At 63.5% G+C, this 24,135-nt stretch carries 19 protein-coding genes and 1 pseudogene; 8 read left to right on the top strand and 12 right to left on the bottom strand.

Annotated elements, in window-relative coordinates:
* Window positions 1–67: 67 nt before the first annotated feature.
* Entirely contained in the window at window positions 68–2,326 is a 2,259-nt protein-coding gene (locus LRS09_RS15535; protein ID WP_257807702.1) for a molybdopterin-dependent oxidoreductase, read from the top strand.
* A gap of 359 nt (window positions 2,327–2,685) precedes the next feature.
* On the opposite strand, the gene LRS09_RS30335 is transcribed toward LRS09_RS15535, so the two are convergent.
* The gene (locus tag LRS09_RS30335; protein WP_374684849.1) at window positions 2,686–2,910 is read right to left on the bottom strand and encodes a hypothetical protein; all 225 of its coding nucleotides are present in this window, start codon (window positions 2,908–2,910) and stop codon (window positions 2,686–2,688) included.
* Here LRS09_RS30335 and LRS09_RS15530 point away from each other — a divergent pair.
* The 3 genes from LRS09_RS15530 (at window position 2,888) to LRS09_RS15520 (ending at window position 4,598) form a co-directional block, all read left to right on the top strand.
* Window positions 2,888–3,415, top strand: a complete 528-nt coding sequence (locus tag LRS09_RS15530; RefSeq protein WP_374684848.1) for an RraA family protein — start codon at window positions 2,888–2,890, stop codon at window positions 3,413–3,415. The two genes, LRS09_RS30335 and LRS09_RS15530, sit on opposite strands and share 23 nt — an antisense overlap.
* Before the next feature lie 69 nt (window positions 3,416–3,484).
* The gene (locus tag LRS09_RS15525) at window positions 3,485–4,345 is read left to right on the top strand and encodes a class II histone deacetylase (protein ID WP_257807701.1); all 861 of its coding nucleotides are present in this window, start codon (window positions 3,485–3,487) and stop codon (window positions 4,343–4,345) included.
* 109 nt (window positions 4,346–4,454) lie between these two features.
* Entirely contained in the window at window positions 4,455–4,598 is a 144-nt protein-coding gene (locus tag LRS09_RS15520) for a hypothetical protein (RefSeq protein WP_257807699.1), read from the top strand.
* A gap of 86 nt (window positions 4,599–4,684) precedes the next feature.
* Here the strand turns inward: LRS09_RS15520 and LRS09_RS15515 are convergent, their stop codons facing one another.
* The 4 genes from LRS09_RS15515 to LRS09_RS15500 all read right to left on the bottom strand — a co-directional run bounded on the left by LRS09_RS15515 (window position 4,685) and on the right by LRS09_RS15500 (window position 9,361).
* Window positions 4,685–6,205: an ABC transporter substrate-binding protein gene (locus LRS09_RS15515; protein ID WP_257807698.1), complete on the bottom strand. Its 1,521-nt coding sequence runs from the start codon at window positions 6,203–6,205 to the stop codon at window positions 4,685–4,687.
* A 118-nt stretch (window positions 6,206–6,323) separates the two neighbouring features.
* Complete coding sequence (locus tag LRS09_RS15510; RefSeq protein ID WP_257807697.1) at window positions 6,324–7,139, bottom strand: carbon-nitrogen hydrolase family protein; 816 nt, start codon at window positions 7,137–7,139, stop codon at window positions 6,324–6,326.
* A 90-nt stretch (window positions 7,140–7,229) separates the two neighbouring features.
* Window positions 7,230–8,159: a LysR family transcriptional regulator gene (locus LRS09_RS15505; protein WP_257807696.1), complete on the bottom strand. Its 930-nt coding sequence runs from the start codon at window positions 8,157–8,159 to the stop codon at window positions 7,230–7,232.
* 53 nt (window positions 8,160–8,212) lie between these two features.
* Window positions 8,213–9,361, bottom strand: a complete 1,149-nt coding sequence (locus LRS09_RS15500) for a serine hydrolase (protein ID WP_257807695.1) — start codon at window positions 9,359–9,361, stop codon at window positions 8,213–8,215.
* Window positions 9,362–9,573: 212 nt separating this feature from the next.
* Between LRS09_RS15500 and LRS09_RS15495 the strand changes: the two genes are divergently transcribed.
* Entirely contained in the window at window positions 9,574–10,764 is a 1,191-nt protein-coding gene (locus LRS09_RS15495; protein ID WP_257807694.1) for a serine hydrolase, read from the top strand.
* A 56-nt stretch (window positions 10,765–10,820) separates the two neighbouring features.
* Here the strand turns inward: LRS09_RS15495 and LRS09_RS15490 are convergent, their stop codons facing one another.
* The 5 genes from LRS09_RS15490 to LRS09_RS15470 all read right to left on the bottom strand — a co-directional run bounded on the left by LRS09_RS15490 (window position 10,821) and on the right by LRS09_RS15470 (window position 16,426).
* Window positions 10,821–12,200 carry an aspartate aminotransferase family protein gene (locus LRS09_RS15490; RefSeq protein WP_257807693.1) on the bottom strand — a complete coding sequence of 460 codons (1,380 nt, stop codon included), beginning with the start codon at window positions 12,198–12,200 and terminating at the stop codon, window positions 10,821–10,823.
* Between the two features lie 151 nt (window positions 12,201–12,351).
* Window positions 12,352–13,251: a siderophore-interacting protein gene (locus tag LRS09_RS15485; protein WP_257807692.1), complete on the bottom strand. Its 900-nt coding sequence runs from the start codon at window positions 13,249–13,251 to the stop codon at window positions 12,352–12,354.
* A 7-nt stretch (window positions 13,252–13,258) separates the two neighbouring features.
* Window positions 13,259–14,041, bottom strand: coding sequence for a 3-keto-5-aminohexanoate cleavage protein (locus LRS09_RS15480; RefSeq protein WP_257807691.1), 783 nt, complete (start codon window positions 14,039–14,041; stop codon window positions 13,259–13,261).
* The gene (locus LRS09_RS15475; RefSeq protein WP_257807690.1) at window positions 14,038–15,006 is read right to left on the bottom strand and encodes a 3-hydroxyacyl-CoA dehydrogenase NAD-binding domain-containing protein; all 969 of its coding nucleotides are present in this window, start codon (window positions 15,004–15,006) and stop codon (window positions 14,038–14,040) included. Before LRS09_RS15475 ends, LRS09_RS15480 begins: the two co-directional genes overlap by 4 nt.
* 4 nt (window positions 15,007–15,010) lie before the next feature.
* Complete coding sequence (locus LRS09_RS15470; protein WP_257807689.1) at window positions 15,011–16,426, bottom strand: aspartate aminotransferase family protein; 1,416 nt, start codon at window positions 16,424–16,426, stop codon at window positions 15,011–15,013.
* 196 nt (window positions 16,427–16,622) lie between these two features.
* Between LRS09_RS15470 and LRS09_RS15465 the strand changes: the two genes are divergently transcribed.
* Together LRS09_RS15465 and LRS09_RS15460 are read left to right on the top strand one after the other, a co-directional pair.
* Window positions 16,623–18,737 carry a hydantoinase/oxoprolinase family protein gene (locus LRS09_RS15465; protein WP_308240306.1) on the top strand — a complete coding sequence of 705 codons (2,115 nt, stop codon included), beginning with the start codon at window positions 16,623–16,625 and terminating at the stop codon, window positions 18,735–18,737.
* A 4-nt stretch (window positions 18,738–18,741) separates the two neighbouring features.
* Window positions 18,742–20,351, top strand: a pseudogene (locus LRS09_RS15460) (hydantoinase B/oxoprolinase family protein).
* A gap of 10 nt (window positions 20,352–20,361) precedes the next feature.
* Here LRS09_RS15460 and LRS09_RS15450 read toward each other — a convergent pair.
* Together LRS09_RS15450 and LRS09_RS15445 are read right to left on the bottom strand one after the other, a co-directional pair.
* Window positions 20,362–21,384: a hybrid-cluster NAD(P)-dependent oxidoreductase gene (locus tag LRS09_RS15450; protein ID WP_257807684.1), complete on the bottom strand. Its 1,023-nt coding sequence runs from the start codon at window positions 21,382–21,384 to the stop codon at window positions 20,362–20,364.
* Entirely contained in the window at window positions 21,290–22,303 is a 1,014-nt protein-coding gene (locus tag LRS09_RS15445) for an MOSC domain-containing protein (RefSeq protein WP_257807683.1), read from the bottom strand. Before LRS09_RS15445 ends, LRS09_RS15450 begins: the two co-directional genes overlap by 95 nt.
* 257 nt (window positions 22,304–22,560) lie before the next feature.
* Here LRS09_RS15445 and LRS09_RS15440 point away from each other — a divergent pair, with 257 nt between their 5' ends.
* Window positions 22,561–24,051, top strand: a complete 1,491-nt coding sequence (locus tag LRS09_RS15440) for an aldehyde dehydrogenase (protein WP_257807682.1) — start codon at window positions 22,561–22,563, stop codon at window positions 24,049–24,051.
* Window positions 24,052–24,135: the final 84 nt, after the last annotated feature.

Below are 24,135 nucleotides of genomic sequence, written 5' to 3'. Positions count from 1 at the left end.
GTGCTTTTGCCTGCGACCGCGATAACGGCTTCAATTCTGCTCCTTCTGCTTTACCGTGAGCACCACCATGTCTGAGATTCAAAGCTTCCATCACGCCGCCCACTGGGGCCGCTTCTCGGTGCTGACGCAGGACGGGCGGATCGTGCAGGTCGAGCCGGCGGACGACGATCCGGCACCATCCGGCATCCTGCGTTCGGTCGCCGAATGGGTCGACCCGACACACCGCATTTCGCAGCCGATGGTCCGCAAGGGATGGCTGGAAAACCGCTCCCGCACCGGCCGCGGCGCGGAAGAATTCGTGCCCGTCGACTGGGACACCGCGCTCGGCCTGGTGGCGTCGGAGATCACCAGGGTGGCGAAGAACCACGGCAACGCCTCCATCTTCGGCGGCTCCTACGGCTGGACGAGTGCGGGCCGCTTCCACCACGCGGCCACGCTCCTGAAGCGCACCCTCAACCTCGTCGGTGGCTATACCGGCCATGTCGACACCTACAGCGTCGGGGCCGGCGCCGTGATCGTGCGCCATGCTCTCGGCTCGCCGGATGCATTCATGGGCTACGGGACGTCGCTGGAAAACGTCATCCGCCACGGCGAGACACTGCTGGTGTTCGGGGCGCTCGCGCCGCGCACCGCGCAGAACGAATCCGGCGGAGTCTCCAAGCACCTGCTCGACGAGAAGCTGCGCAAGATCACGGCCGAGGGCATCAAGGTGATTCACGTCTCGCCGCTGCGCGAGGACGTTCCCGATCATGTCGGGGCCGAATGGTGGGCGATACGCCCCAACACCGACACCGCCCTGATGCTGGCGCTCGCCTGCGAGATCGTCGCAGCCGGCCGGTATGACGCGGAGTTCCTCCGGCGCTGCTGCAGCGGCAGCGACCTCTATCTCGCCTATCTGCGCGGCGAGAGCGACGGCGTGCCGAAGAGTGCGGAATGGGCATCGGCAATCACCGGCCTGCCGGCGGAGCGCATCCGCGAGCTCGCACGGCTCGTATCGGACACCCGGACGATGATCACCGTCAGCTGGGCGCTGCAGCGCGCGCATCACGGCGAACAACCCTTCTGGGCTGCCCTTGGTCTGGCGGCCGTCGCCGGCCAGATCGGCACGCCCGGCGGCGGCGTCGGCTACGGCTACGGCTCCCTTGGTGCTGTGGGCATCCACAACACCGCTTCGAAGTCGCCGGCGATGAGCGAGGGGCGAAAGCCGATCCGCAGCTTCATCCCCGTTGCGCGCATCACCGACCTTTTGACCCGCCCCGGCGAGACCTTCACCTATGAGGGGGAGACACTCACCTACCCGGACATTCGCCTCGTCTACTGGGCGGGCGGCAATCCCTACCACCACCATCAGGACCTCAACCGCCTTCGCCAGGCTTGGGAACGGCCGGAGACCATCATCGTCCAGGACCCGCTGTGGACCGCGACGGCGCAGCGCGCCGACATCGTACTGCCGGCGAGCACCTCGCTGGAGCGCAACGACATCGCCGGACATCGGCGCAGTTCCCGGCTGATGGCGATGCACCGCACCGTCCAGCCTGTTGGCCAGTCGCGCGGCGACTTCGACATCTTCCGCCATCTCAGCCGCCTGCTCGGCGTCGAGGAGGCCTTCACCGAGGGCCGCGACGAGATGGGCTGGATCGAGCATCTCTACAACCTCTCCCGACAGGACGCCGCGCGCTTCTCCGCGGAGCTGCCGTCGTTCGAGGAATTCTGGCGGCGCGGCTATGTCGACGTTCCGTCCTTCGACGAGGACATGACCTATCTCGAGGCGTTCACCGCGGATCCGGAGAACAACCCGCTCGGCACCGAGAGCGGCCGCATCGTCCTCGGCAGCGAGGCGCTGGCGCGCTTCGCCCATGCCGATTCGCCGCCGCATCCCGCCTGGATCGAACCTGTGGAATGGCTGGGCGGCGAAACGGCGGCGCGCCACGGCTTCCATCTCATCTCGCACCAGCCGCGCACGCGCCTGCACAGCCAGCTCGACTACGCCCTGAACAGCCGCGAGGGAAAGACGGCCGGCTACGAGACGGCGATCCTCAACCAGGCAGACGCCGCCCGGCTCGAGGTCAAGGATGGCGACGTGATCCGCATCTTCAACGACCGCGGCGCCTGCCTGGCGGGCGCCACGGTCAGCGCGGACGTCCGCGAATCCGTCATCGTCCTGCCAACGGGGGCCTGGTATCTGCCGCAAGACGAGTCGGAGCGCCCGCTCGACCTGTCGGGCAACCCCAACGTGCTGACCATCGACATCCCAAGCTCGGCCTTCGGCCAGGGCTGCAGCGCGCACACCTGTCTCGTCAGCGTCGAACGGTACGATCCGCAATGAATGGTGCGTTTCGACGGACCAGACGACCTTACCGCTAGCTGCTCGATACCAAAGACCTTCGCCGGCAAGGTCCAGCAAAAATGAATCGCATCCGACGCCCATTGCACGTGTGCGTGGGCATCCGGTCAGAGCGAAGTGCCGAACGGTGGCACCGGCGCGCCGGGCGTTCACGCGACAGGACACCAGTCGACCCGGCGATGTCTTGCCGTCGGCTTCCACCATCTGCGCCGCCGAAGCGGAGCGTGGTCGGGGCTTCCATCGAGAACGCATTCACCGTCGACAGGAGGCTTCAATGTTTCTTGTCCTATTGCCCGAGTTTTTCTCGTTTGATTGTTCCGCCGTCGCGCAGCACCGTCGCCTCAAGTCCCGCCGTTCCACATCACGGCTGACCAGGACAGACATTCAGTCGAGAGGTAGCGATGTTCACGATCCATGAAATGCCGCGGCAGGTCGACCCTGAAACCGTCGCCCTCCTTGAGCGGGCGGAAACCGGCACAATCGGCCATTTCTTCCACTCGGGTTTTGTCGATCGCGGCATCGCGGCAATTCTGCCTGACGCGCGTGTCGCGGGGCACGGCCGTCACGGTCCGGACGCCTCATGCGGATTCCACGATCATCCACTACGTCACCAAACTGATCCGCCCGGGCGACTTCCTGGTCGTCGAGCGATGCGGCGACACGCGCCACGCCTGTTTCGGCGGCGCCGTAGGCCACGCCATGAAGATTGCTGGCCTCAAGGGAGCCGCGATCGACGGCCCCGCGACCGATCTGGGGGAACTGCGCCGCATAGGACTGCCCGTCTGGTGCCGCGGCCCCTCATCGATCACTACAAAGCTGATGGGACTGGATGGCGCGATAAACGTCCCAGTGACGGTCGGCGGACAGGTTATACGGCCGGGCGACGCCATCCTGGCGGATGAGAGCGGAGTGGTCGCGCTGGATCCGGCCGCCGCAGCCGCAATCGCCCTCGAGGCGATCGCTGACCAGGAGGACGAGCAGCTATTGCTCGATCGGCTGCGCAACGGCGAACACCTGCCGGACATCACTGGAGCGACCGAGATGGTCGAGAGAATGCTTTCCGGCGTTTGAAGCCCTTCGCCCGAGACTTGCGCCGCCGCTGGCTTGATCCGGCGGCTTCGTCATGCCCAGGAGACCAGGATGGCAACGAGAACCGGCTGGAATTTTCACGAACTCTATCTGTGGCATGACACCGGCAATGCGGCGACCTGGTATCCGCCCGGCCTCGCGATCGAACCCGGCGAACACGCCGAGAACCCCGCCACCAAGCGTCGCTTCAAGAATCTGATGGAGGTGTCGGGCCTTGCCGACCGGCTCGTGCGCATAGATGCGGCGCCGTTGGATGCGGACGATCTCGCCCTCTTCCATACGCGTGACTACATCGCCCGCATCAAGGCGCAAAGTGACGCCGGCGGCGGCGACGCCAGCTACCTCACCCCATTCGGAAAAGGCGGCTACGAGATCGCATGCCTCTCGGCAGGTGGAACATATGCAATCATGGATGCCGTCCTGTCGGGAACCGTCGACAACGCCTATGCGCTCGTTCGGCCACCTGGCCACCATGCCGAACGGGACAGGGGTCTGGGCTTCTGCCTGTTCGGCAATGTTCCGATCGCAATCCTGAAGGCGCGACGCAAACACGGTTTCCTGCGCATCGCGACCGTCGATTGGGACGTGCACCATGGCAACGGTACGGAGCAGGCGTTTTATGAGGATCCCGGCGTGCTCACGATCTCGATCCATCAGGACCGGCTGTTCCCAGGCAACAGGGGCGCCCGCGAAGATCGTGGCGCCAATGCCGGACTGGGCTTCAACCTCAACGTTCCGCTGTCGCCCGGCTGCGGCCACGGCGCCTATGTCGCCGTTTTCGAGCAGATCGTGCTGCCCGCTCTGGAGCGCTACCAGCCGGAGGCGATTGTAGTGCCGTCGGGTTTCGACGCCGCGGCGATAGATCCGCATGCGGCCGTATGCTGCTGCACAGCGAGACATATCGGACCATGACGCAGCTGCTGAAGCAGGCGGCCGAGCGGCTGTGCGGCGGAAAGCTCATCATGTCGCATGAGGGCGGCTATTCCGCGTCGCATGCGTTCCCTATTGCGGGCTGGCCGTGATGGAAGAGCTGAGCGGGTTCCGAACGGGCATAGACGATCCGTTCCTGGGCACGCTGAAAGGCTATGTCGGGCAGGAATTGCAGCCCTGGCAGATCTCGGAAATCGAGAAGGCTGCCGAGCTGGTTGAGCTTATCCCCTGTTGAAACGAAGGCGGCGCGGCGGATGTGGAACGACAAAGGCCCGAAGCTCTGCTTCGGGCCTTTTCTTCATCTCCCGACGGAGAGAAGTCCTATTTCTTGATCGACACGCCCCAGGCGCGCGGGCGATCGAGCGGCCACGACTGGTAGCCCTCGATGCGCTTCGAAACGGCTTCGATGACCGGGAAATAATACATTCCGAGGATCGGAACCTGCTCGGCCATCAGGTTCTGCAGCTCGATCAGATATTTCTTACGCTCATCGAAATCGGCGGTGTCGCTTGCCTTGAAGTAGAGCTCGAGAGCCTTGGCGTCACCCCACTGGTAGCTGGAGAACTTGCTCTTGTCGCCGGTGAACATGCCGTAGAGCACGATCGGATCAGGCCGCCCGGAATAGCCGAAGGACTGCATCTGGAAGCTTCCCGAGAAGAAGTTGTCCAGCTGCGCGGCCCAGTCGACAACGTCGAGCTGGATATTGATCCCAGCCATCGACAACATCGCCTGGATCACGACGGAATTGTCGTCAATCCCCTGGTAGCGCTGGTTGGTCTGCATCTTGATCGGCTCGCCTTTGTAGCCGACCTCGGCCAGCAGCGCCTTCGACTTTTCGAGGTCGTATTCGGGCCAGCTCGAGATGAACGCCTCGTCGAAATACGCACTAGACTGAGGAACACCCGACGGGTTGAACTCGGCCATGCCCACCGTCTGTGATTCAGCGAACTGGCGGAAGTCGATCGCATGGGCGATCGCCTTGCGCATGCGCACATCGGAAAGCAGGGGATCGTTGGTCTGGATCAGCATCGCCGTCAGCGACAGGCCGGGGGAGGAAAGCACGTCCGCGCCCTTCGACTTCATCTCCTCGATGCGTCGCGGCGACACGGTGGACACCACGTCGACCTGCCCAGCGTAAAGTGCCGTCTCCGCCGCCGTCTTGTCGGGAATGATCATGAAGCGGGCTTCGTCGACATAGGCGGTGCGATCGCCCGAATGACCGTCGCGTGGGCCCTTGGCCGGAACGTATCCATCGAAGCGCTCAAGTGAGATATACTGCTCCTTGCGCCATTCCTTCAGCTTGAAGGGACCGGAGCCGATGGCTGAGTTCTCGATCCAGTTGCCGCTCGCGTCGACGTTTTTCGGGCTGGCGAACCAGGCATTACAGACCGGATCTGCCAGACGGACGAGAAACTGGTTGCTGGGCGCTTCAAGTTTGAAGACAAGCGACTCGTCCGACGGAGCCTCGACCGACACCACCTTCACGCCGCGCGCGCCGTCGAAGCTCGGAATGCAGAGCCAGGTGGAGCCCTCGCCGGTCATGCGGCGCTCCCAGAGCCATTTGAAATCCGCGGCGACCACCTTGTCGCCGTTGGAGTAGGTGGCGCCTTCCTTGAGCTTGAACGTATAGGTCTTGCCGTCTTCCGAGATTTCCCAGCTGTCAGCGGCGGCCGGTCCGATAGTCAGGTCGTTCTTGAACGCCACGAGCGGATCGAAGAGGTGATAGAGGACCGAGTCCGTGTTGTTGTCCGTCTTGCTCGCATCGAGGCTGCGGATGTCGGCCGTCAGCGTGATGTTGAGCGTTCCTCCCTTTTCCTGAGCCTGCGCCAGGGACGTCGTCATCAAGGCTGCCGCCCCGAGCGCAATCCAAAGTGATCTTCTCATCATTGTCATCTCCAGTTGTTCCGTTCCGCTATCTTGTTGTCCGCATCGAGCGCGCGGAGACCGCTCGGATTTGGTTTCAGGATAAGGCTCCCAAGACATGATGAGCCGCGACCGGGATCCGTTCGCGAACGTTCGATATGAGGTCGAGGTCCAGCGTGGCGCAGGCCGAGCCGACACCGTCCGAACACTGGGCGACGACATGTCCCCATGGATCGACGATCATCGAGTGTCCCCAGCACCAGAACTTGCCGTCGTCATGGGACAGCGTCTGGCCAGGAGCGACGATGTAGGTCTGTGTCTCTATCGCGCGAGCGCGCAGGAGCACTTCCCAGTGGTCCTTGCCCGTCATCAGGGCGAACGCCGCCGGCACGACGATGACATCGGCGCCCCGGTCGCGCAAAGCGCGGAACAGTTCTGGGAAGCGGATATCGTAGCAGATTGCGCAACCCACCGTTACCGCGCCGACATTGAAGGTGACGATGTCCTCGCCACGCGCAATCGTCTCGGACTCGCGATAGGCCGTGCCATCGGGAGAGTCGATGTCGAACAGATGCATCTTGCGATAGCGGGCGAGTTCGAGGCCGTCCGGGCCGAACACCACGCTGGTATTGTAGTAGGCTCCGTCCGCCCTCTCGACCATCGAGCCGCAATGGATCGTGGTTTCGAACTCGCGTGCGAGCCGCGAAATCTGCCTGTAGCCCTGCCCCTCGGGAAACACCTCGCCCGTCGAACGGATGAATTCGCGGTCGCCACCGATCGAGGCAAAGTATTCTGGGAGCACCACGAGATCGGGTTCGTCGCGCGCCATCAGCGTCGTGATCAGTCTCTCGGCCTGTGCGAGATTTTCCGACTTGTCCCTCTGCGAATTCATCTGAACGATACCGACTTTCACGCTCTGCCTCCTGCCTGGAACAGTGGCAGTCTGGTCGTGCGCGAGCCGGCCCTCAAACGAGAAAAGTAGCGAACTCCGAAACAGAAAAATCTATCGGCCATCACTTGTGCCTTTCCGCTCGAACACGCCGGGACGGATAGCTTCCGCTGCTGCCTCGAATGCGATCGAGGCGATGGCGCGGACGACGGGACTGTCGTTCTGTTCGACATAGCTGAGATGATGGACCAGCGCCGGGAACGCCGGCTGCACATCGAGCGCCTCGAGCGTGCCGGCGGCCAGATGCTGCTCGACCACAAGCCGAGGCAGGGCCGCGACGCCGAAGCCGTCGACTGTCAGCGCCATCATCGTGATCAGCGAATTGACGTTCGAGATCGGACTTGCCGCGAGGCCGGCATCCGCGAGTTGGCGAAGCAGCATCAGGTGCGGCGGACTTTCACGCGAAAAGGTCATCAGCGAGCGTGGCAGCAGGTCTGCAAGCCCCAGCGTTCCACGCCCGGACAGACCCAGCGAGGGACTGGCCACCCAGACTGACTCGAACGAGCCGAAATCCAGATTGACCACCCGGCTTGCCTCGATCGGCCCCATTGCGATTGCGACGTCGATCCGGCGCTCGACCAAGCCACGCGCGATGTTGGCGCTGGTCTCGATCTGCAGATCGAGCGTGATACCCGGAAAACGCTCGCGTACCCTGCCGATGATCCGCGGCAGCATGGTGTGCGATATGACGTCGTTTGTCCCGATGCTGATCGTTCCCTCGAGCCTGCCCGGATCGGCAATCGCCAGACGGAACGCGCCGACCGCGAGCATTATCTCTTCGGCCCTTGGCACCGCCTGCCGGCCTATGGGCGTCAGCGTGACGGCACGGGGATCTCGATCGAAGAGCGTAACGCCGAGTTCGTCTTCGAGCGTCGCGACCCGGTGGGAGACCGCAGCCTGCGTGGCGCCGAGCCGCTCGGCGGCCGCGCTGAACGAACCCAGGCGAGCCACCCAAAGAAACGTCTCGATGAACCTCAGGTTCATGGGCGATTTCCTTGCCGGCGTCGCCGGCGTTCCTAACCTACCGGCGTCGAGTTTCAGGCAGAGCAGATGGCCTTCATCATTGCGATGACACGCTGGTCGAGCTTGTCATCGATCGGCATAGGCTCCGAAGACTGACGCACGACCACCGTCTGCGAAGCTCTGTCGATCCAGAGGCACTGGCCATGGATGCCCATCGCGGCCAGAGCGCCCGTGCCGGTTTCGTACCAGTAGGCCAGGTAGCTTCCGCCGGGATAAAGCAGGCGCTGGTCGCCGCTCGCCCAGACCTCTCGGTTGCCGCCTGCCCACAGCCGCTCGACGAATCCGTTCGGCAGGACATCGTCCCCACCGACCCTCACCAGGTCGCCAAGCCGCGCCAGGTCGCGCGCCGTGACGGAAATGCCGCCGGAGGAACGAGGATTGCCCGCGCGGTCGACGGTGATGAAACCATCCGTGTGCGCGCCCATTGGCTTCCAGATCCGTTCGCTCAGCAGATCCGCGTAGCGCTTGCCCGAGGCGATTTCGACGACGATGCCGGCCATATCGGCATTGGGCGAACGATAGGCGTGGCGCGTACCATGTCCGTGCGCGGCGCGAGGCAGCCGGCAGAACAGTTCGCGAAGCGTCAGTGTAGCCTCGTCTGCCCGCTCCGGTTTCCAGAGCATTGCGCGACGATACCGGTCGAAGTCTCCGGTCGCGTCGAGGTAGCTTTCCTCGAATTCCACCGCCACGGTCATGTTGAACAGGTCATAGAGGGTCAGGTCGTCATAGGCCGAACCGGCCGCTTCAGGCACGAAATCGGTGACCATCTGGTCGAACGACAGCTTGCCTTCCTCCTCCAGGATTCCAGCCAGAAGACCGGTAAATGACTTTGAGATGGAAAAGACGAGATGCGGGCGGAAGGGTGTTGTGTGGGGTGCATACCATTCCGCGACCACCTTGCCCTCGCGCATCACGACAAGCGCATCGCTGTGGCTTTCAGCAAGGAAGTCAGGAAGCCGGCGCTCTTCTCCCGCAACGTTTGCGACCTGCAGATCCGCGAAGCCGCCGAGTTCGACAACTGGCGCCTCCTGCCTCCGCACACCTTCGATCTGGGCGGACGGCACGAACTCCGCTACGTGCTGGAATGCCCAGGCGGAATAAGGTCGCATGCGCCAATTGTTCAGGTCGATATCAGCGCGTCGAAACTGTGTAGCAGCGTTCATTCTTGCCCTCTCGAAATCCCACCCGCATATCGATATAGTGCGATCGCAGATCGCGCAATATGCTAAGATGAAAGTGTTCGGTTATTGGATTGAACGTGCTGGCAATGAACGATTAAGTCGGATTCTCGGAACGCCGAGCCGGCGACTAAACTGAATTTGAAGATCCGAGCTGCCGCCCGGATTCATACCGAACCAGGCCTTGAGGAGACAGCATGTCGGTCGCCGTTGACAACCCCCGTGACCCGAGAAATCCGGGGGCGCCCATTATCCCGCGAACCGAATGGGATCTCCCGCCTCATCATCGCTGGACGTTCCAGCACATCCGCGAAATGACTGCGACGGCGCAGATCTGGCGGGGCAACTACGGCGCGCGAATCCTGCCTTCGGCAACGACCGACCTAGCGGGTGTCGGCTACGATTTCGCCGGGCAACGTCGCACCGTCGGGCAATATCTCGACGCCTCCTTCACCGACGGCTTCCTTGTCCTGCATCGCGGGCGGATAGTCATGGAAGACTACCGCAACGGGATGAAGCCGCACGGCACCCACCTTGCCATGTCGGTCACCAAATCTGTGGTAGGGACGCTGGTCGGCATCCTGGCCGGCGAGGGAGCGATCGATGTCGCCGCGCCTGCGACGCGCTACTTGCCGGAACTCGAGGCCACCGCCTATCGCGGCGCAACGGTCAAACATCTCCTCGACATGACCAGCGGAACGGTCTTCGACGAGTCCTATACGACGCCTGGCTCGCATATGCAGAAGATCGACCAGGCCTGTGGCTGGAAGGTCTACACGAGGCAGGACTGGCCGCGAACCATGTGGCAGCTTATCCTCACGCTCGATGAAAAGGAGCGGGAACATGGCGAACTGTTTCGCTATCGCTCCATCGAAACCGACGTGCTCGGCTTCCTCGTCGAGCGGGTCGCTGGACAATCGCTCGCCGAGCTTGTCAGTGAAAAGATCTGGCAGCCGATGGGGGCTGAGGAAGATGCCTACATTACCGTGGACGACGCTGGCGCTGCCCTTGCGGATGGGGGCCTCTGCGCCACGCTGCGGGATTTCGGCCGCTTCGGCCTGCTGCTTGTCGAGGAGGGTGCGTGCAACGGGCGGCAGATCGTTCCGTCGTCCTGGATCGAAGCCAGCCGCACCGGTGACCGGTCTCTCTTCCAGGGCATCTATCGCAGCGTGCTGCCGGACGGTGCCTATTCCAACCAGTTCTGGATCGAAGACAGCGAGCGTCGCTGCCTATGGGCGCGCGGCATCTTCGGTCAGTCGATCTACGCCGACCCGGAGGCGGAACTGGTGATCGTCAAGCTCTCGACATGGCCGGACTTCTCCTCGGCGGACCTGTCGCTCGAACTTCTCGCCGCAATGCACGCCATCCGAAACGAGCTTGCCGGCTGAACGCAGACGGGCCGGAGCATCGCCCCGGCCCGCCGCTGCGAGCTGATCTGCTCCAGTCAGGCCGCCCGTCGCAACTCTGCCTCCGCGCGATCCAGCGCATTCGCCAGGCGCTCGCATGCCATGTCGACATGCTCGCGGGTCCAGACCAGCGGCGGCGACATGATGATCGTGTCGCCTACAGCGCGAACCATGAGCCCGTTGGCTATCGACCAGTCGCGTACCTTATCTCCCGCGCCGTCCGGCTTGAAACGGCTTCGGTCGGTCTTGTCCTTGACGATTTCGATCGCCGCCATCAATCCGATCGAGCGCGTTTCACCGACCAGCGGATGTCCGCCGATACGCTCTGCAAGCGCGGCGGCGAGATAGGGACCCGTGTCGTCGCGGACGCGGTCGATCAGGCCTTCACGCTCGATGATCTCCAGGTTCTTGAGAGCGACGGCGCAGGCCACGGGATGCCCCGAATAGGTATAGCCGTGATAGAACTCGCCGCCCTTGTTGATCAAAGTCTCCGCAATGCGGTCGCCGACAAGCAAGGCCGACAGCGGCTGGTAGCCGGAGGTGAGCGCCTTGGCGGTCGTGATCGTGTCAGGCTTTATCTCGAAGGTCTGGCACGCAAACCACTCGCCGGTGCGGCCATAGCCGGTGATGACTTCATCGATCATCAGCAGCACGTCGTATTTCGCGCAGATCCGCTGAATCTCGGGCCAATAGCTGGCCGGTGGGATCTTGACGCCCCCGGCGCCGAGGACCGGCTCGCCGATGAAGGCAGCGACGTTTTCCGCCCCCGCTTCAAGGATCGCCGTCTCCACAGCTCGCGCAGCACGCAACCCGAAATCGTGGTCGCTTTCGCCTGGCAGCGCCAGCTCGAACGCATAGGGCGGCATCACATGCACGATGCCAGGCACGGCACCATAGAGCTGGCCATGCATGTGCTCCATGCCGCTGAGGGACGCCCCGGCGACCGACGAACCGTGATAGGCTGATTTGCGCGAGATGACGATCCGCTTCGAGGGCTTGCCCTCCAGGGTCCAGTAGTGTCGCACAAGGCGCAGCGCAGTGTCGTTGGCTTCCGATCCCGAGGAGCCGTAGAATACCTGATTGACGTTCGCAGGGGCGAGTTCGGCCAGCTTGCCGGACAACAGTACCGGCGTCGGCGTCGTGCAGCGGAAGAAGGAATTGTAGAACGGCAACTCCTTCATTTGCTCATAGGCGGCGCGCGCCAGTTCTTCGCGGCCGTAGCCGACATTGACGCACCACAAGCCGGCCATGCCGTCGAGGATCTCGTTGCCGTCGACGTCGTAGACGAAGGGTCCGTCGGCCCGCACAACCATCCGTGCACCCGTGGCACGCAATTGCTTGTGGTCGGTGAACGGATGCAGGTGGTGCGCCGAATCGATCGTCTGCAGCGCTTCGCGCGTAAAGTTCTGACAGGTCATTTTCTCTTCCTTCCTGTTGTCACGATGGGTTCAGGAAGAAACGTCAGGCGGTGAATAGCCGATGCGGGCACACAGGCGCAGGAGCTCGGCCCGCCGCGTGCGCGGCGAGGATGTAATGGCAAAGGCCGGTGCCGACGGATTGAAATAGCCGTCACGCATGTGGCTTGCCGTGGCGCCAGTAGCCCATCATCGTCAGGCGGCGGCGATCTATCGCGCGCTCCGACACGAAGTGAGTGCGGATCCGACTGACCGCGGCGGTCTCGCCCGCGACCCAGCCGTAGAATCCACCGCTTGTCTGCTCCGCCCTGTCCCAAAGAATGTCCTTGTCGACGTTCACGGCCGCCAGATTGCCGGGTGAGGCGGCGCCCGCGCTGGCTGGGACCTCTGCACCAAGCGCGGCCTCGATCATCAGCGAGCCATAGGCATGGCCAGCGGGCTCCCGCGCCATCCAACGCAGGTCGAGGCCGTCCCAACTCGGCATGCGCTGCGCGTCGGCCGCCAGCGGCACCTCGACCGAAACCTGCGCCCGGGGCTTTACCGACCATGTCGCGATCTGCTCGAGAATGCCGGCGATTGCCGGCAACGCTGTTTCGTCGCCTATGATAAGAAGGTCAGTTAGCCCGTCTGGCGGTTCCCAATCGAAGCCGCCAATCGCCCCGTCATAGCCACCGTTCGGCGCCGATATCTGCAGACTGTCCCCCAACGAAGCAGCCATAGCCCAGCGAGAGGCCGGGCCATTATCGCCGTGGACGACGAAGTCGACGGTCAGCCGCTGTGCCGCGGCATCAACCGCACGGATTGTATAGGTCCGCATCGGCGCACGCTCGCTCGGCGGCGCGGACTTGTAGAGCTGATACCAGTCCGGCCGGTTGGGTATCGCCGGCGGCGCGCCATCCTCGTGCGGAAAGAACAACTTGATGCGCTGGTCTGGCGCGAGCGTTGTCATCGCGGACAGATCGGGACCACCGAACACAAGACGTGCCATGTTGGGCGTCAGGAGATGGCGCTCGACCAGATGGGCGTCGAATATCCGATATGCACTGCTGCTCATGGCTATTTCATCTCAGACCGAGCAGCCTGGCGCGCTCTGCAACCTCTGCCACGCGCGCTGCGTTCGAGGCGGCAATCGACCCGTCGGCATTCCAGAGGCTGTTTTCGAACCCGACGCGCACCTTGCCTCCGGCACGCATCGCAGCCTCCAGACAATCGCTCTCTCGGCGACCGAACGCGCAGATCATCCAATCCGGCGCATCCAGCAGCCGGCCTGCCGCCTCCAGGAATGGAGCGAGGTCGTCAGGACTGCTTTCCTGATTCACGGAGTAGCGACCGAGCACATAAATCACCGGGGGCCGGCCTGGTGTCACCACGTCCCGCGCGATCAGATCCGAAAGACGTTCGATATCGGCCACATCGTAGAGGATATGCTGCACGTCGATGCCTTCATCGCCGCACATGGCATAGAATTCACGGGCTGCGCCCTCATCCGCGCCGACCGGGATCAGTTCTCGAATGGCCGCTGAAATGGCGGGAGGGTTAAGAGTCCGCACCAGCCGCATCTGCTCGTCCGCGCTGTAGATGCCAACGGCTTCTGTCGAGATTTGTACGGCCATCTGCGGCACGCGCTCCGCGAGAACCTCGATCAGTTCGCGATAAGCGCCTGCATCGAGCAGATGACCGCCGCCGGCATCGCGCACATGCGCATGGATCGCTCCAGCACCCGCCTTCCAGCAGGCCTCGGCAGCATCGACGATCTCGCTGACCGTCATCGGCAGTTCAGGGTGATCAGCCTTGGTGCGCCGCGCGCCGGTGGGCGCGACCATGACGAGCGGCAGCGTGCTCATTGCCGTCCCTCGCTCGCTTCGTCCTCCGCCATGAGACGCAGCAGTCCGATCAGCAGGCGATCGCGCCTCGTCTTGAGCTCTTCCATGGAGCGGCCGGCCACTTCACGGTCCATGCCTTCGATCAGCTTGCGCTTCGTCTCCTCATCGAGCCGCGGAGTGCCGAGCGAGGCCCAACGGGCTTCCTGCGCGGGACCGAGGTGTTCGATATAGGCGCGCAAACCACCCTCGCCGCCACCGAGGTGAAAAAGCATGTGTGGGCCATCGATCGCCCATCGCAGGCCGGGACCGTGCCGCACCGCTCGATCGACGTCCTCGACGGAGGCGATGCCCTCCGCGACGATGTTCACCGCCTCGCGCCAGAGCGCGGCATTGAGCCGGTTGGCAAGGTGCCCGACAGCCTCGCGCGCCACCCGCACCGGCGTCTTGCCGATGCCCTCGAAGAATGAATAGGCAGCGTCGATCGCAGCCGGCGCGCCTCGCTCCCCGCCGACAAGTTCGACCAGCGGCACCAGATGCGGCGGATTGAACGGATGCGCAACGATGACGCGCTGGGGGCTGGCGCATTGCGCCTGTAGCGCACTTGCCGGAAACGACGAGGTGCTGGACCCGATCACCACATCAGCCGGCAATCCGGCATCGATCCTGGCGAGCAGTTCCTGCTTGAGCGCAATCTTCTCGGGCGCGTTCTCCTGCACGTAGTCCGCCTCGACAATCGCCTCGGCCCAGGAATTGCACCACGTCAGCTCACCCTGCTTGCCAAGCTCGCCACCCAGCATGCGAAGGTCCTTCAGCCCCTCGTTGACCAGTGCCTTAAGCCGCTGTTCGCCGTCCTGGGCAGGATCCCACGCGCGAACGTTCAGCCCGCGATGCAGGAAGTAGGCAGCCCACATCGCACCGATCAGGCCGCATCCGATCACTGCGACAGTGCGAATACCCCTGCCGCGATAGACGATCGATTGCGTCATTTGCTCACATCGCTCCTTCAGACCTGAGTTCCTGCGTGACCTCCTCGATAGCGCGTTTCAGGCCGGAAGCAATGATGCCCAATTCCTCCTCGGTGACAATGAACGGAGGAGAAAGCGCAATGATGTCGGAGTTCGGCAAGCCCCGAACCAGCACGCCATGGCGGCGCGCCGCCAGCGCCACGCGCCCGGCGGGCTTGGCGCCGGCGGGAAGCCGCGCCTTGCTGGTGCGATCCGCCACCAGTTCCACTCCCATCATAAATCCGGCGGTGCGGATGTCACCGACGAGCGGTAGATCGCCGACAGCGGCCGTGATCACGTCACGAAAGATCGGCGCGATGTCCGCCACGCGGTCCACCAAGCCCTCTCGCTCGATGATGTCGATATTGGCAAGCGCCGCAGCCGCGCAGGTGGGATGACCGGAGTAGGTGAAGCCATGTGCGAAGACACGGCCGTCTCGCGACGCATCCTCGATGGCGGACCAGACCTTCTCGCCGACGAAGACCGCGGAAAGCGGCAGGTAACCGCTGGTGACACCTTTCGCGGTGAGGACGATATCGGGGCGCATGCCGCTCGGCTCCGACGCAAACCAGGTGCCGGTGCGCCCATAGCCGGTAATGACCTCGTCCGAGATCAAATGAACGTCGTGACGGTCGAGAACCTGCTGAAGAGCCTCGAAATATCCACGCGGAGGCGGCAGGACGCCGCCGGTACCCATCACCGGTTCGGCGACAAAGCCGGCAACCGTATCCGGCCCCTCGGCCACGATCATTCGGTCGAGCTCATCGGCAAGCCACGCGGAGTAGGCCTCTTCGGTATGGCATTGCCGCTCTGGCGCGTCGCGATAAAGGTCAGGCCGGGAGACGTGACGCACGAAGTCGAGTGGCAGGCCGAAATGCTCGTGCACCATCGGAATCCCGCTCAGGCTTCCCGATGCGACGGAGACACCGTGATAGGCGTAGTTGCGGGAGATGATCTTGCGCTTGTTGGGCTTGCCGCGGCAGATATTGTAATGCCACAGCAGCTTGACGGCGGTGTCGTTCGCATCCGATCCGGACGAGCCGTAGAAGACGCGCTTCATGCCCGCCGGGGCCAAAGAAAGCAGCTTCTCCGCCAACCTTATGCCGGGCTCGTTCCCCACCCCATTGAACGTGTGAAAATACGGCAGAAGCCGTGACTGCGCCGCGATCGCCTCGCTGATTTCTTCACGCCCGTAACCGACATTGACGCACCAGAGTCCGGCTGCCGCATCGATGAACTCGCGCCCCGTCGCATCAGTGATCCGGCACCCTTTTGCCGAGGCCATGACCAGGGCGCCGTTCGCCCTATGGTCGGTGATCTGAGTGAACGGGTGCAGGAAGGAATTGCGATCGGCCTCAACCAGCAGCGCGTTGTCGAACTCTCGGCCGACGGGACGGTTCATGTGAAATCTCCAGCGACGAAGGCCAATCAGATGACATGGCCAATCCACGTATATATTGCGATCGCAGATCGCGCAATTGTGCTTCACTCGGACTCCGCATTCCGACAGATTTCGCGCCCATAAGATTAGTCAATTCATTGAAATCGATAATTTTCATGCGACTAAGTCGGCGTGCTGAATTACGGTTCGTTCCCAATTGAAACTGCCGCTCACCGAGCAAAAAAGAGCGGCTTCCGGGAATGGGAGAGCATCCAAATTGGCCTGGCGCATCGGGGTTGATTCCGGAGGTACGTTCACTGACATCTGTCTCTTCGAAGAAGAGAACGGACGCCTTGAGGTCTGGAAGGTACCTTCAACGCCGGCCGATCCATCCGTCGCGATCAGCAGCGGCGCTTTCGAAGCCCTGGAGCGCTGCGGGGCGACCGCGGCGGAGATCGCATATTTCGGTCACGGTACAACGGTCTCGACCAATGCGCTGATACAGCTGCGCGGCGTGCCCACGGGACTTGTCACGACGGATGGCTTCCCTGATCTCCTTGAGATCGGCCGGCAGAAGCGCCCGGATCTCTATGACATCCGCGCCGACAAGCCGATGCCGCTCGCCCGCAGGGACGTGCGTTTCGGCGTGCCCGGACGACTGCGCCCGGACGGTTCGGTCGAGACCGCGCTCGACGAGGATGCGCTGCGGCTTGCCGCGCGTGAACTGGCGGCGGCTGGAGTGGAAGCGGTCGCGATTTCCTTCCTCTACAGCTTCGTCGACGCGACACACGAGCGACAGGCAGAGGCGATACTTCGCGAGGAACTCCCGGGTGTGTTCCTGAGTGTCTCGCACCGAGTAGCGCCGGAGTTCCGTGAATACGAGCGCATGTCGACAACGGTTGTGAACGCCTATCTCGGACCGGTGATGAAAGGCTATGTCCGTCGGCTCGATGCGAGGCTCCGGGAAGGTGGGCTGGAGGTAAGGCCTAACCTGACACAGTCCAACGGCGGCGTGATAGGCTTCTCGACAGCGGCCGACATGCCTGTACGCACCGTTCTTTCGGGCCCGAGCACCGGCGTCGTTGCCGCGCAGGCGCTCGGCAGAATGACGGGTATCGCCGACATGATTACCTTCGACATGGGCGGCACGAGTACGGACGTCGCGCTCCTGTCGAAGGGCGCCTGCCGTGTCGTCGGCGACGCAGTGGTCCACAGCTACCCGATCAAGGCGCCCATGCTCGACATACACACGGTCGGTGCCGGCGGCGGCTCAATCGTCCATGTCGACAGCGGCGGCCTGATCAAGGTCGGCCCCCGCAGCGCCGGCGCGTTTCCAGGACCTGCCTGCTACGGTCATGGCAACAGCGAACCAACCGTCACCGACGCCAACATCTATCTTCAGACACTGAACCCCGAATATCTGCTGCGCGGGCGCATGAAGGTCCATCGCCCCCTGGCCGAACAGGCGATCGCCCCGATCGCGCGGCAGGTCGGTCTTGGACTGGAAGAGACCGCGGACGGCATTCTCGATATCGTCACCGCCAGCATGGCCAAGGCGATCCGCGTCATCAGCGTGCAGCGTGGCCATGATCCGCGCGACTACGCGATGGTGGCTTTCGGCGGCGCCGGACCTCTCCACGCGGCCCGGCTGGCCCGGGAACTGGAGATGCGACGCGTGCTTGTGCCGCTGACGCCGGGCATCCTGTGTGCCATGGGCCTGCTGATGACCGATCTGCGCACGGACTATGCGCTGACCCGTATCGCACTTCTGGACGACACCGATCCCGCCGCGCTTGCATCAATCTTCGGAGACCTGGAGCAACAGGCGACCCGCTGGTTCGACGACGAAGGTATAATGCCGGAACGCCGGCAAATACGCCGTGTCGTCGAGGCGCGTTATGCCGGCCAGAACTACGAGCTTGCCGTCCAAGTGCCGGCAGGCGAGATCGATGCCGACACGCTGAACATCATCGGCGAGCGCTTCGCCGCCGAACACAACCGACTCTACGGCTTCGTCGCCGAGGATGGACTGGTGCAACTCGTCACGCACCGGCTGGAGGCTTCAGGCATCGTGGGCAAGGCGCAGCTGCCCGCTTACCCGCTTGTCGGCAGCGATGCTTCGGCTGCGGTGATGGGAGAGCGCGACGTGTGGTGCGCGATCACCAAGGGCTTTCGCCGGAACCATGTCTACGACCGCCAGAAGCTGCGTCCCGGCAACGAGATCGCCGGCCCCGCCATCATCGATCAGATGGATACGACCACCGTCGTCCCGGCAGGCGCGATAGCGCGAGTGGATGCGCATCTCAACATCATGATCGAAATCGAGGTCTGAACCGATGACAACCGGCACGACGACAGCAGCGGCACCGAACGCGATTACAATCGAGGTAATCGGCAACGCATTCAACTCCATCGTCGAAGAGATGGGCGAGGCCCTCGTGCGCGCCAGCCACTCGACCAACATCAAGGAACGGCGCGACTGTTCGACGGCCCTCTTCGACAGCCGCGGCCAGACATTGTGCCAGGCAGAGCACGTGCCGATGCATCTCGGCTCCTTCATCGGCTTCATCCCATGGATCCTTGCCCACCACGATATGTCGTCGCTTTCTCCGGGCGACGTCTTCATGGGCAATGACGCCTATGAAGGCGGCGGAACCCACCTGCCCGACATCGTTCTCGCAGAGCCGATCTTCATCGACGGCAACGTCGTCGCTTGGGCGATCAACACCGCGCATCACGCCGACTTCGTCGATCGCGGCCACGACAACATCTACCAGGAAGGCATTCGCATGCCGCCGATCCGCCTCGTTCGGGCTGGCGTGCTTCAGGAAGACATCCAGGCGCTGTTTCTTCTCAACTGCCAGGTTCCAGACGAACGCATCTCCGACCTCCGCGCACAGATGGCGGCAAATCGGCTTGGCGTGGAGCGGATGCGGGCGCTCTGCGCGAAATATGGCGTCGAGATGGTGCGGGCGGCCGGGCAGGCACTGCAGGATTATGCCGAGCGTCGCATGCGTGCGGGCATCGCAACGATCCCTGACGGCACCTATCGCTTCTCGGACTGGTTCGATTGCGAAGCATTCGCCGAACAGTGGCAATTCACGGCGACGATACAAGTCGAGGGCGATGCGCTTTCCGTCGACATCGACAGCCCGCCGCAGGTGCGCGGCGCGCTCAATGTCTGCCGCACAGCGCTGCTTGCCACCGTGTATTACGCGATAAAGTCCGTCGTCGATCCGACCATCCCGCCGAACGCGGGTCTTTACCGGCCGATCACGGTAACCGCCAAGGAAGGCTCGATCCTCAATTGCGCGCACCCCGCGGCCGTCGACAATCGCATTGCCGCCTGTCAGCGCGTGGTTGATCTGATCCACGGCGCGCTTGCCCAGGCTGTCCCGGAGCGGGTGACGGCAGCAAGCAACGGATGCTGCTATGACATCACCTTTGCCGGCCGGCACCCTGACGGGCAGCTGGGTCTATCTGGAGACGATCGGCGGTGGCAACGGCGCGCGCCACGACAAGGACGGCCTCGACGGGGTGCATGTACATGACCAACACGTCCAATCTTCCGGTCGAGGCGCTGGAGACCGAATATCCCCTCACGCTGCTGCGCTACGAACTCATTGACGGTTCGGGTGGCAGGGGCCGCCAGCGCGGAGGCATGGGCATTCGACGCGTCTACCGCGCAGAGGCAGACTGCCGCGTTTTCATCGGCGGATCGCGCATGCAGTCGCGGCCGTGGGGTCTTGCCGGCGGCGGCAGTGGCGCGGGCGGCGGCTTCGTCTTTTCGCACCGCATCGTCCCGTTCGAGAAGGGTGTCGGCGAGGTCCGACGCGGGGATGTGATCGCAGTAGAGACACCGGGCGGCGGTGGTTACGGCGATCCCGCCCAACGCGACATGGAGGCTCGCGAACGCGACCGCGCGGAACGCCGCTTCGCCAGCTGAACAGCCGTTTTCAGAGATCGACCGTGACCGCCCCGATCGGCGAGGTGGAGCAGGCTAGAACGACGCCTGCCGACTTCTCCTCGTCGGAGAGCACCGAGCACTCACGATCGGCGGGGTTGGCCGCAATACGCCAGTCGCCCTCACTCACCGTGCAACGACACGTGCCGCAGATGCCGGCCTCGCAGTCGGATCGCAGCTCGATGCCCGCCTCCCTCGCGGCAGCGAGTATGGTCGTCGTGCCGCCGCCGGCCACCAGCTTGCCCGATCTGCGAAACGTCACGCTGTAGCTGCCGATCGGTGGCAGTTCCTGCCCATCTCCATCGGCGCCGAAACTCTCCTCGAGGAAGGCACGCGGCGGCGCTGGCTGCCAGGCCTCGCAAAGCGAGCGCGCGGTGGCGCGGAAGCCTGCGGGGCCGCAGCAGAATACCGTGCGCTCGGAGAGGTCCGGACAGATATCCCGCAATATCGTCGCATCCAGGCGACCGGCGTGAATGACATGGTTAGATGCGGCGGCGATCGCGTCGTCCGCAGTTTCTCCGCCGGTCAGGTTCCACGAGACCTTTAGCCGCTCGCCGAGTTGGCGCTTGAGCAGTGCAAGTTCACTCAGGTAGGGCATGTCGCGCACGGACCGCGCGCTGTGATGGAAAACAACATCACGACCCATGTCCGTATCGGCAATAAAGCGAAGTATCGAGATCATCGGCGTGACCCCGCTGCCCGCCGAGAGCAACAGCAGCCTGTCATTGTCGCCCGCCGCGCCAAGCTGGAAGCGGCCATTGGGTCCACGCGCCGCAAGCTGATCTCCGATGCGAAGGCAATCATGCAGCCAGCGCGAGACGAAGCCGTCCGCCGCCTTCTTGACCGTGATCGCGATCTGAAGCGGCCGCGATGGAGACGAAGAGATTGTGTAGTTTCGACGCACCTTCGTGCCATCGATCTCAGGCATCAGCGTGATGAACTGGCCCGGCGCATAAACGAATGGCGGCTGGACGCTGAAGCGGAATGTGCGCAGGTCGTGCGCTTCGTCGGTCATGCCGACGCAGGTGAACAGGCGCTCTCCACTGCTTGCATTCGCCTCGCCTGACAAGGCAGGCAGCCGCAGGATCTTGCTCGCCGTGCCCGGGGAAACCACGAGCGACGGCTTGCCGGAAAGCTACCTCGATACAATCGCCGACATGAATGCGCCCCTCGGAACGCGGGATCAGGAACTGACCAAAGTAGACCTTCCCATCCGGGCCACGCCGCTGTTTACCCAGGAGCGCCAAGGGCTCCCTGTCGGACCGCGCCTCGCCTGTTTCGGGATCGAGCGTGATCATCACGCAGCGGTCGCAGGGGCCTGCCACCTCGAACTCGACTTCGCCGATGCGGATTCTGCCCCATCCGTCCTCCTCGAAGGCTGACGCTCCTTCCAACACGACATTGGGGCGAAAACGCTCCATCTCCGCGGGCAGGTGGAGGTGATCGTTGATCTCGGCCAGGGATGCAGTGTTGGTCAGCAACAACGGAGCCGTGTCCGCCAGGCTGACGATGCCGCCCGCGCCGAGATCGAGCATACGCGGGCGACGCCCGTCCTGCAGAACCAAGCGCGCCGGTCGGTCTAGGTGCTCCGACAGCCATGCAGCGACAGCGCTTCCGCCGTCCTGCGCGGAAACCTCGCTGCCCCACACCGCAACCGGGCCCTTTGCAGGCTCTAATTCGGAGCGGCGAAAGCTGAAGGGCGAGCGCCCCGGTGCAAACAGCACAACCTCGTCGCCGTCGAGCACGACCCGAACCTGCATCAGCGCAGGTGCGGCGCGCGCCGTGATCGCCTTGCCCTCGCCGTCGACCACCATCATCGCGCGGTCGTCGGCGAGCCCCTTCTCCTCAACCCGCGCCGACAGCAGCGGAACGCCGCGCGCCGACTTCAGAGGGTAGACCGCAAGACTGGCAACGAGGGCGGCGGCTTGGTTCATCTCTCAACCGGTATAGGCGGTCTTGGCCGTGGTGTAGAATTCAAACGCGTAGTTCCCATTGCCCACCTGCTCCTTGTCGCACGCAAGCACGCCAATTTCAGAATTGCGATGACCTTTATATTGCGATCGCAGATCGCACAATGTATCAGGGCTGGATCGCATACCGATCCAGAGGAATTTTGTTTTTCAACGATAAAATTTTCTCGTGGTCAGAGCGGCATGCCCAGAAACTCGAGGAATGATCGGAAGGTTTTGCAATGACGGACCGCGCTTACTGGCATCACGTTGCCGCGACTGTCCGGTTTCCCACTCTTGCGATCATCGACGGACGAAAGGTTCCGGCCGTGTCGGGCTCGACGTTCGCGTCAATCAATCCGGCGACAGGCGAGGTTCTGGCGGACGTCGCCGAGTGTGACACCCGTGACATCGACCTCGCGGTGGCGGCGGCTCGACGGGCCTTCGAGGCCGGCACATGGCGGGATCAGCCGCCGGCCGCTCGTAAGACCGTCCTGTTGCGGCTGGCAGAGCTCCTGCGCGCCGAGCTGCCGCAACTCGCGGCCCTGGAGTCGCTGGACATGGGCAAGCTTGTGCGTGACGCCCATGGCAACGACATCGCCAATGCGATCAACATCCTGCAATGGCACGCAGAGGAGGCCGACAAGATTTATGACGAGATCGCGCCGCTGCCCGCCGGCAATGTTGGTCTCGTGCGACGGGTGCCGCTGGGCGTCGTCGGCGCCGTCGTGCCCTGGAACTTTCCGTTCAACATGGCGATCTGGAAATGCATCCCTGCGCTGGTCGCCGGAAACAGCGTCGTCCTGAAGCCTGCCGAGCAGTCGCCTTTCACGGCGCTTCGCCTCGGTGAACTGGCGCTTGAGGCGGGTCTGCCGGCCGGCGTGCTCAATGTCGTTCCCGGCTATGGCGAAACCGCCGGCAAGGCGCTCGGCCTCCACATGGACGTCGATTGCCTCGCTTTCACCGGCTCGACCGCGGTCGGCAAGCTGTTCCTGCGCTATTCCGGCGAATCCAACATGAAGCAGGTTTGGCTCGAATGTGGCGGCAAATCGCCGGCAATCGTGTTCCCCGACTGCAATGACCTCGCCTATGCCGCCGACCAGATCGCTTCCGGCATCTTCTACAATCAGGGTCAGGTCTGCTCCGCTTCGTCACGGCTCTATGTTCACAAGGCGATCGCGACCGAGTTCATGGACCTGATCCGGGCGCGCACCGTGCGGTACCGGCCGGGCGATCCGCTTGATCCGTCCTCCGGACTGGGCGCGATGGTCGACGCAAAACATGCCGCGAACGTCATGCGATATGTCGAGGCGGGGAAATATGAGGCGGACCTTATCGCGGGCGGCAGAACAGCCGAGGTGAACGGCGCCGGCAGTTTCATCGAGCCGACGGTGTTCGCCAACGTTCCCCCGTCAGCGACAATCGCGCGGGAAGAGATCTTCGGCCCGGTCCTGGCGGCGTCGACCTTTGAGGATGAAGCAGAAGCGATCCGGCTCGCCAACGACAGCATCTACGGCCTCGCCGCCTCCATATTCACCGACGACCTTTCTCGGGTGCACCGCGTGTCGGAGCGCATCACGGCCGGGGTCGTCGCCGTCAATGTGGTCGACCCGGTCAACCCCGCCGTTCCCTTCGGTGGTTTCAAGCAATCGGGCACCGGCCGCGATCTCTCGCGCCACGCCATCGACAAGTACACCTCGCTGCGGACCACCTGGATCCGCCATCGCCACTGACCGCAGGAGTCGAGATTGCAGCGCAATACCGTCCGCGAAGCTTCGCTTGAGTGGCTCCGGCTTAACCCGCAAGTGGAAAGCGTC

The sequence above is a fragment of the Mesorhizobium sp. J428 genome, assembly GCF_024699925.1.
Taxonomy (GTDB): Bacteria; Pseudomonadota; Alphaproteobacteria; order Rhizobiales; family Rhizobiaceae; genus Mesorhizobium_A.
The sequence above is the reverse complement of the archived record's forward strand: the minus strand, read 5'-3'. Positions and strand labels throughout refer to the sequence as shown.

What these genes read in the sequence shown, in the direction of transcription:
- LRS09_RS15525 (WP_257807701.1), top strand. Translation starts at nt 3,485, where the DNA reads ATGGCAACGAGAACCGGCTGGAATTTTCACGAACTCTATCTGTGGCAT.
- LRS09_RS15505 (WP_257807696.1), bottom strand. Translation starts at nt 8,159, where the DNA reads ATGAACCTGAGGTTCATCGAGACGTTTCTTTGGGTGGCTCGCCTGGGT.
- LRS09_RS15475 (WP_257807690.1), bottom strand. Translation starts at nt 15,006, where the DNA reads ATGACGCAATCGATCGTCTATCGCGGCAGGGGTATTCGCACTGTCGCA.
- LRS09_RS15470 (WP_257807689.1), bottom strand. Translation starts at nt 16,426, where the DNA reads ATGAACCGTCCCGTCGGCCGAGAGTTCGACAACGCGCTGCTGGTTGAG.
- LRS09_RS15450 (WP_257807684.1), bottom strand. Translation starts at nt 21,384, where the DNA reads ATGACCGACGAAGCGCACGACCTGCGCACATTCCGCTTCAGCGTCCAG.
- LRS09_RS15500 (WP_257807695.1), bottom strand. Translation starts at nt 9,361, where the DNA reads ATGAACGCTGCTACACAGTTTCGACGCGCTGATATCGACCTGAACAAT.
- LRS09_RS15535 (WP_257807702.1), top strand. Translation starts at nt 68, where the DNA reads ATGTCTGAGATTCAAAGCTTCCATCACGCCGCCCACTGGGGCCGCTTC.
- LRS09_RS15440 (WP_257807682.1), top strand. Translation starts at nt 22,561, where the DNA reads ATGACGGACCGCGCTTACTGGCATCACGTTGCCGCGACTGTCCGGTTT.
- LRS09_RS15520 (WP_257807699.1), top strand. Translation starts at nt 4,455, where the DNA reads ATGGAAGAGCTGAGCGGGTTCCGAACGGGCATAGACGATCCGTTCCTG.
- LRS09_RS15515 (WP_257807698.1), bottom strand. Translation starts at nt 6,205, where the DNA reads ATGACGACGTCCCTGGCGCAGGCTCAGGAAAAGGGAGGAACGCTCAAC.
- LRS09_RS15485 (WP_257807692.1), bottom strand. Translation starts at nt 13,251, where the DNA reads ATGAGCAGCAGTGCATATCGGATATTCGACGCCCATCTGGTCGAGCGC.
- LRS09_RS15495 (WP_257807694.1), top strand. Translation starts at nt 9,574, where the DNA reads ATGTCGGTCGCCGTTGACAACCCCCGTGACCCGAGAAATCCGGGGGCG.
- LRS09_RS15445 (WP_257807683.1), bottom strand. Translation starts at nt 22,303, where the DNA reads ATGAACCAAGCCGCCGCCCTCGTTGCCAGTCTTGCGGTCTACCCTCTG.
- LRS09_RS15480 (WP_257807691.1), bottom strand. Translation starts at nt 14,041, where the DNA reads ATGAGCACGCTGCCGCTCGTCATGGTCGCGCCCACCGGCGCGCGGCGC.
- LRS09_RS15490 (WP_257807693.1), bottom strand. Translation starts at nt 12,200, where the DNA reads ATGACCTGTCAGAACTTTACGCGCGAAGCGCTGCAGACGATCGATTCG.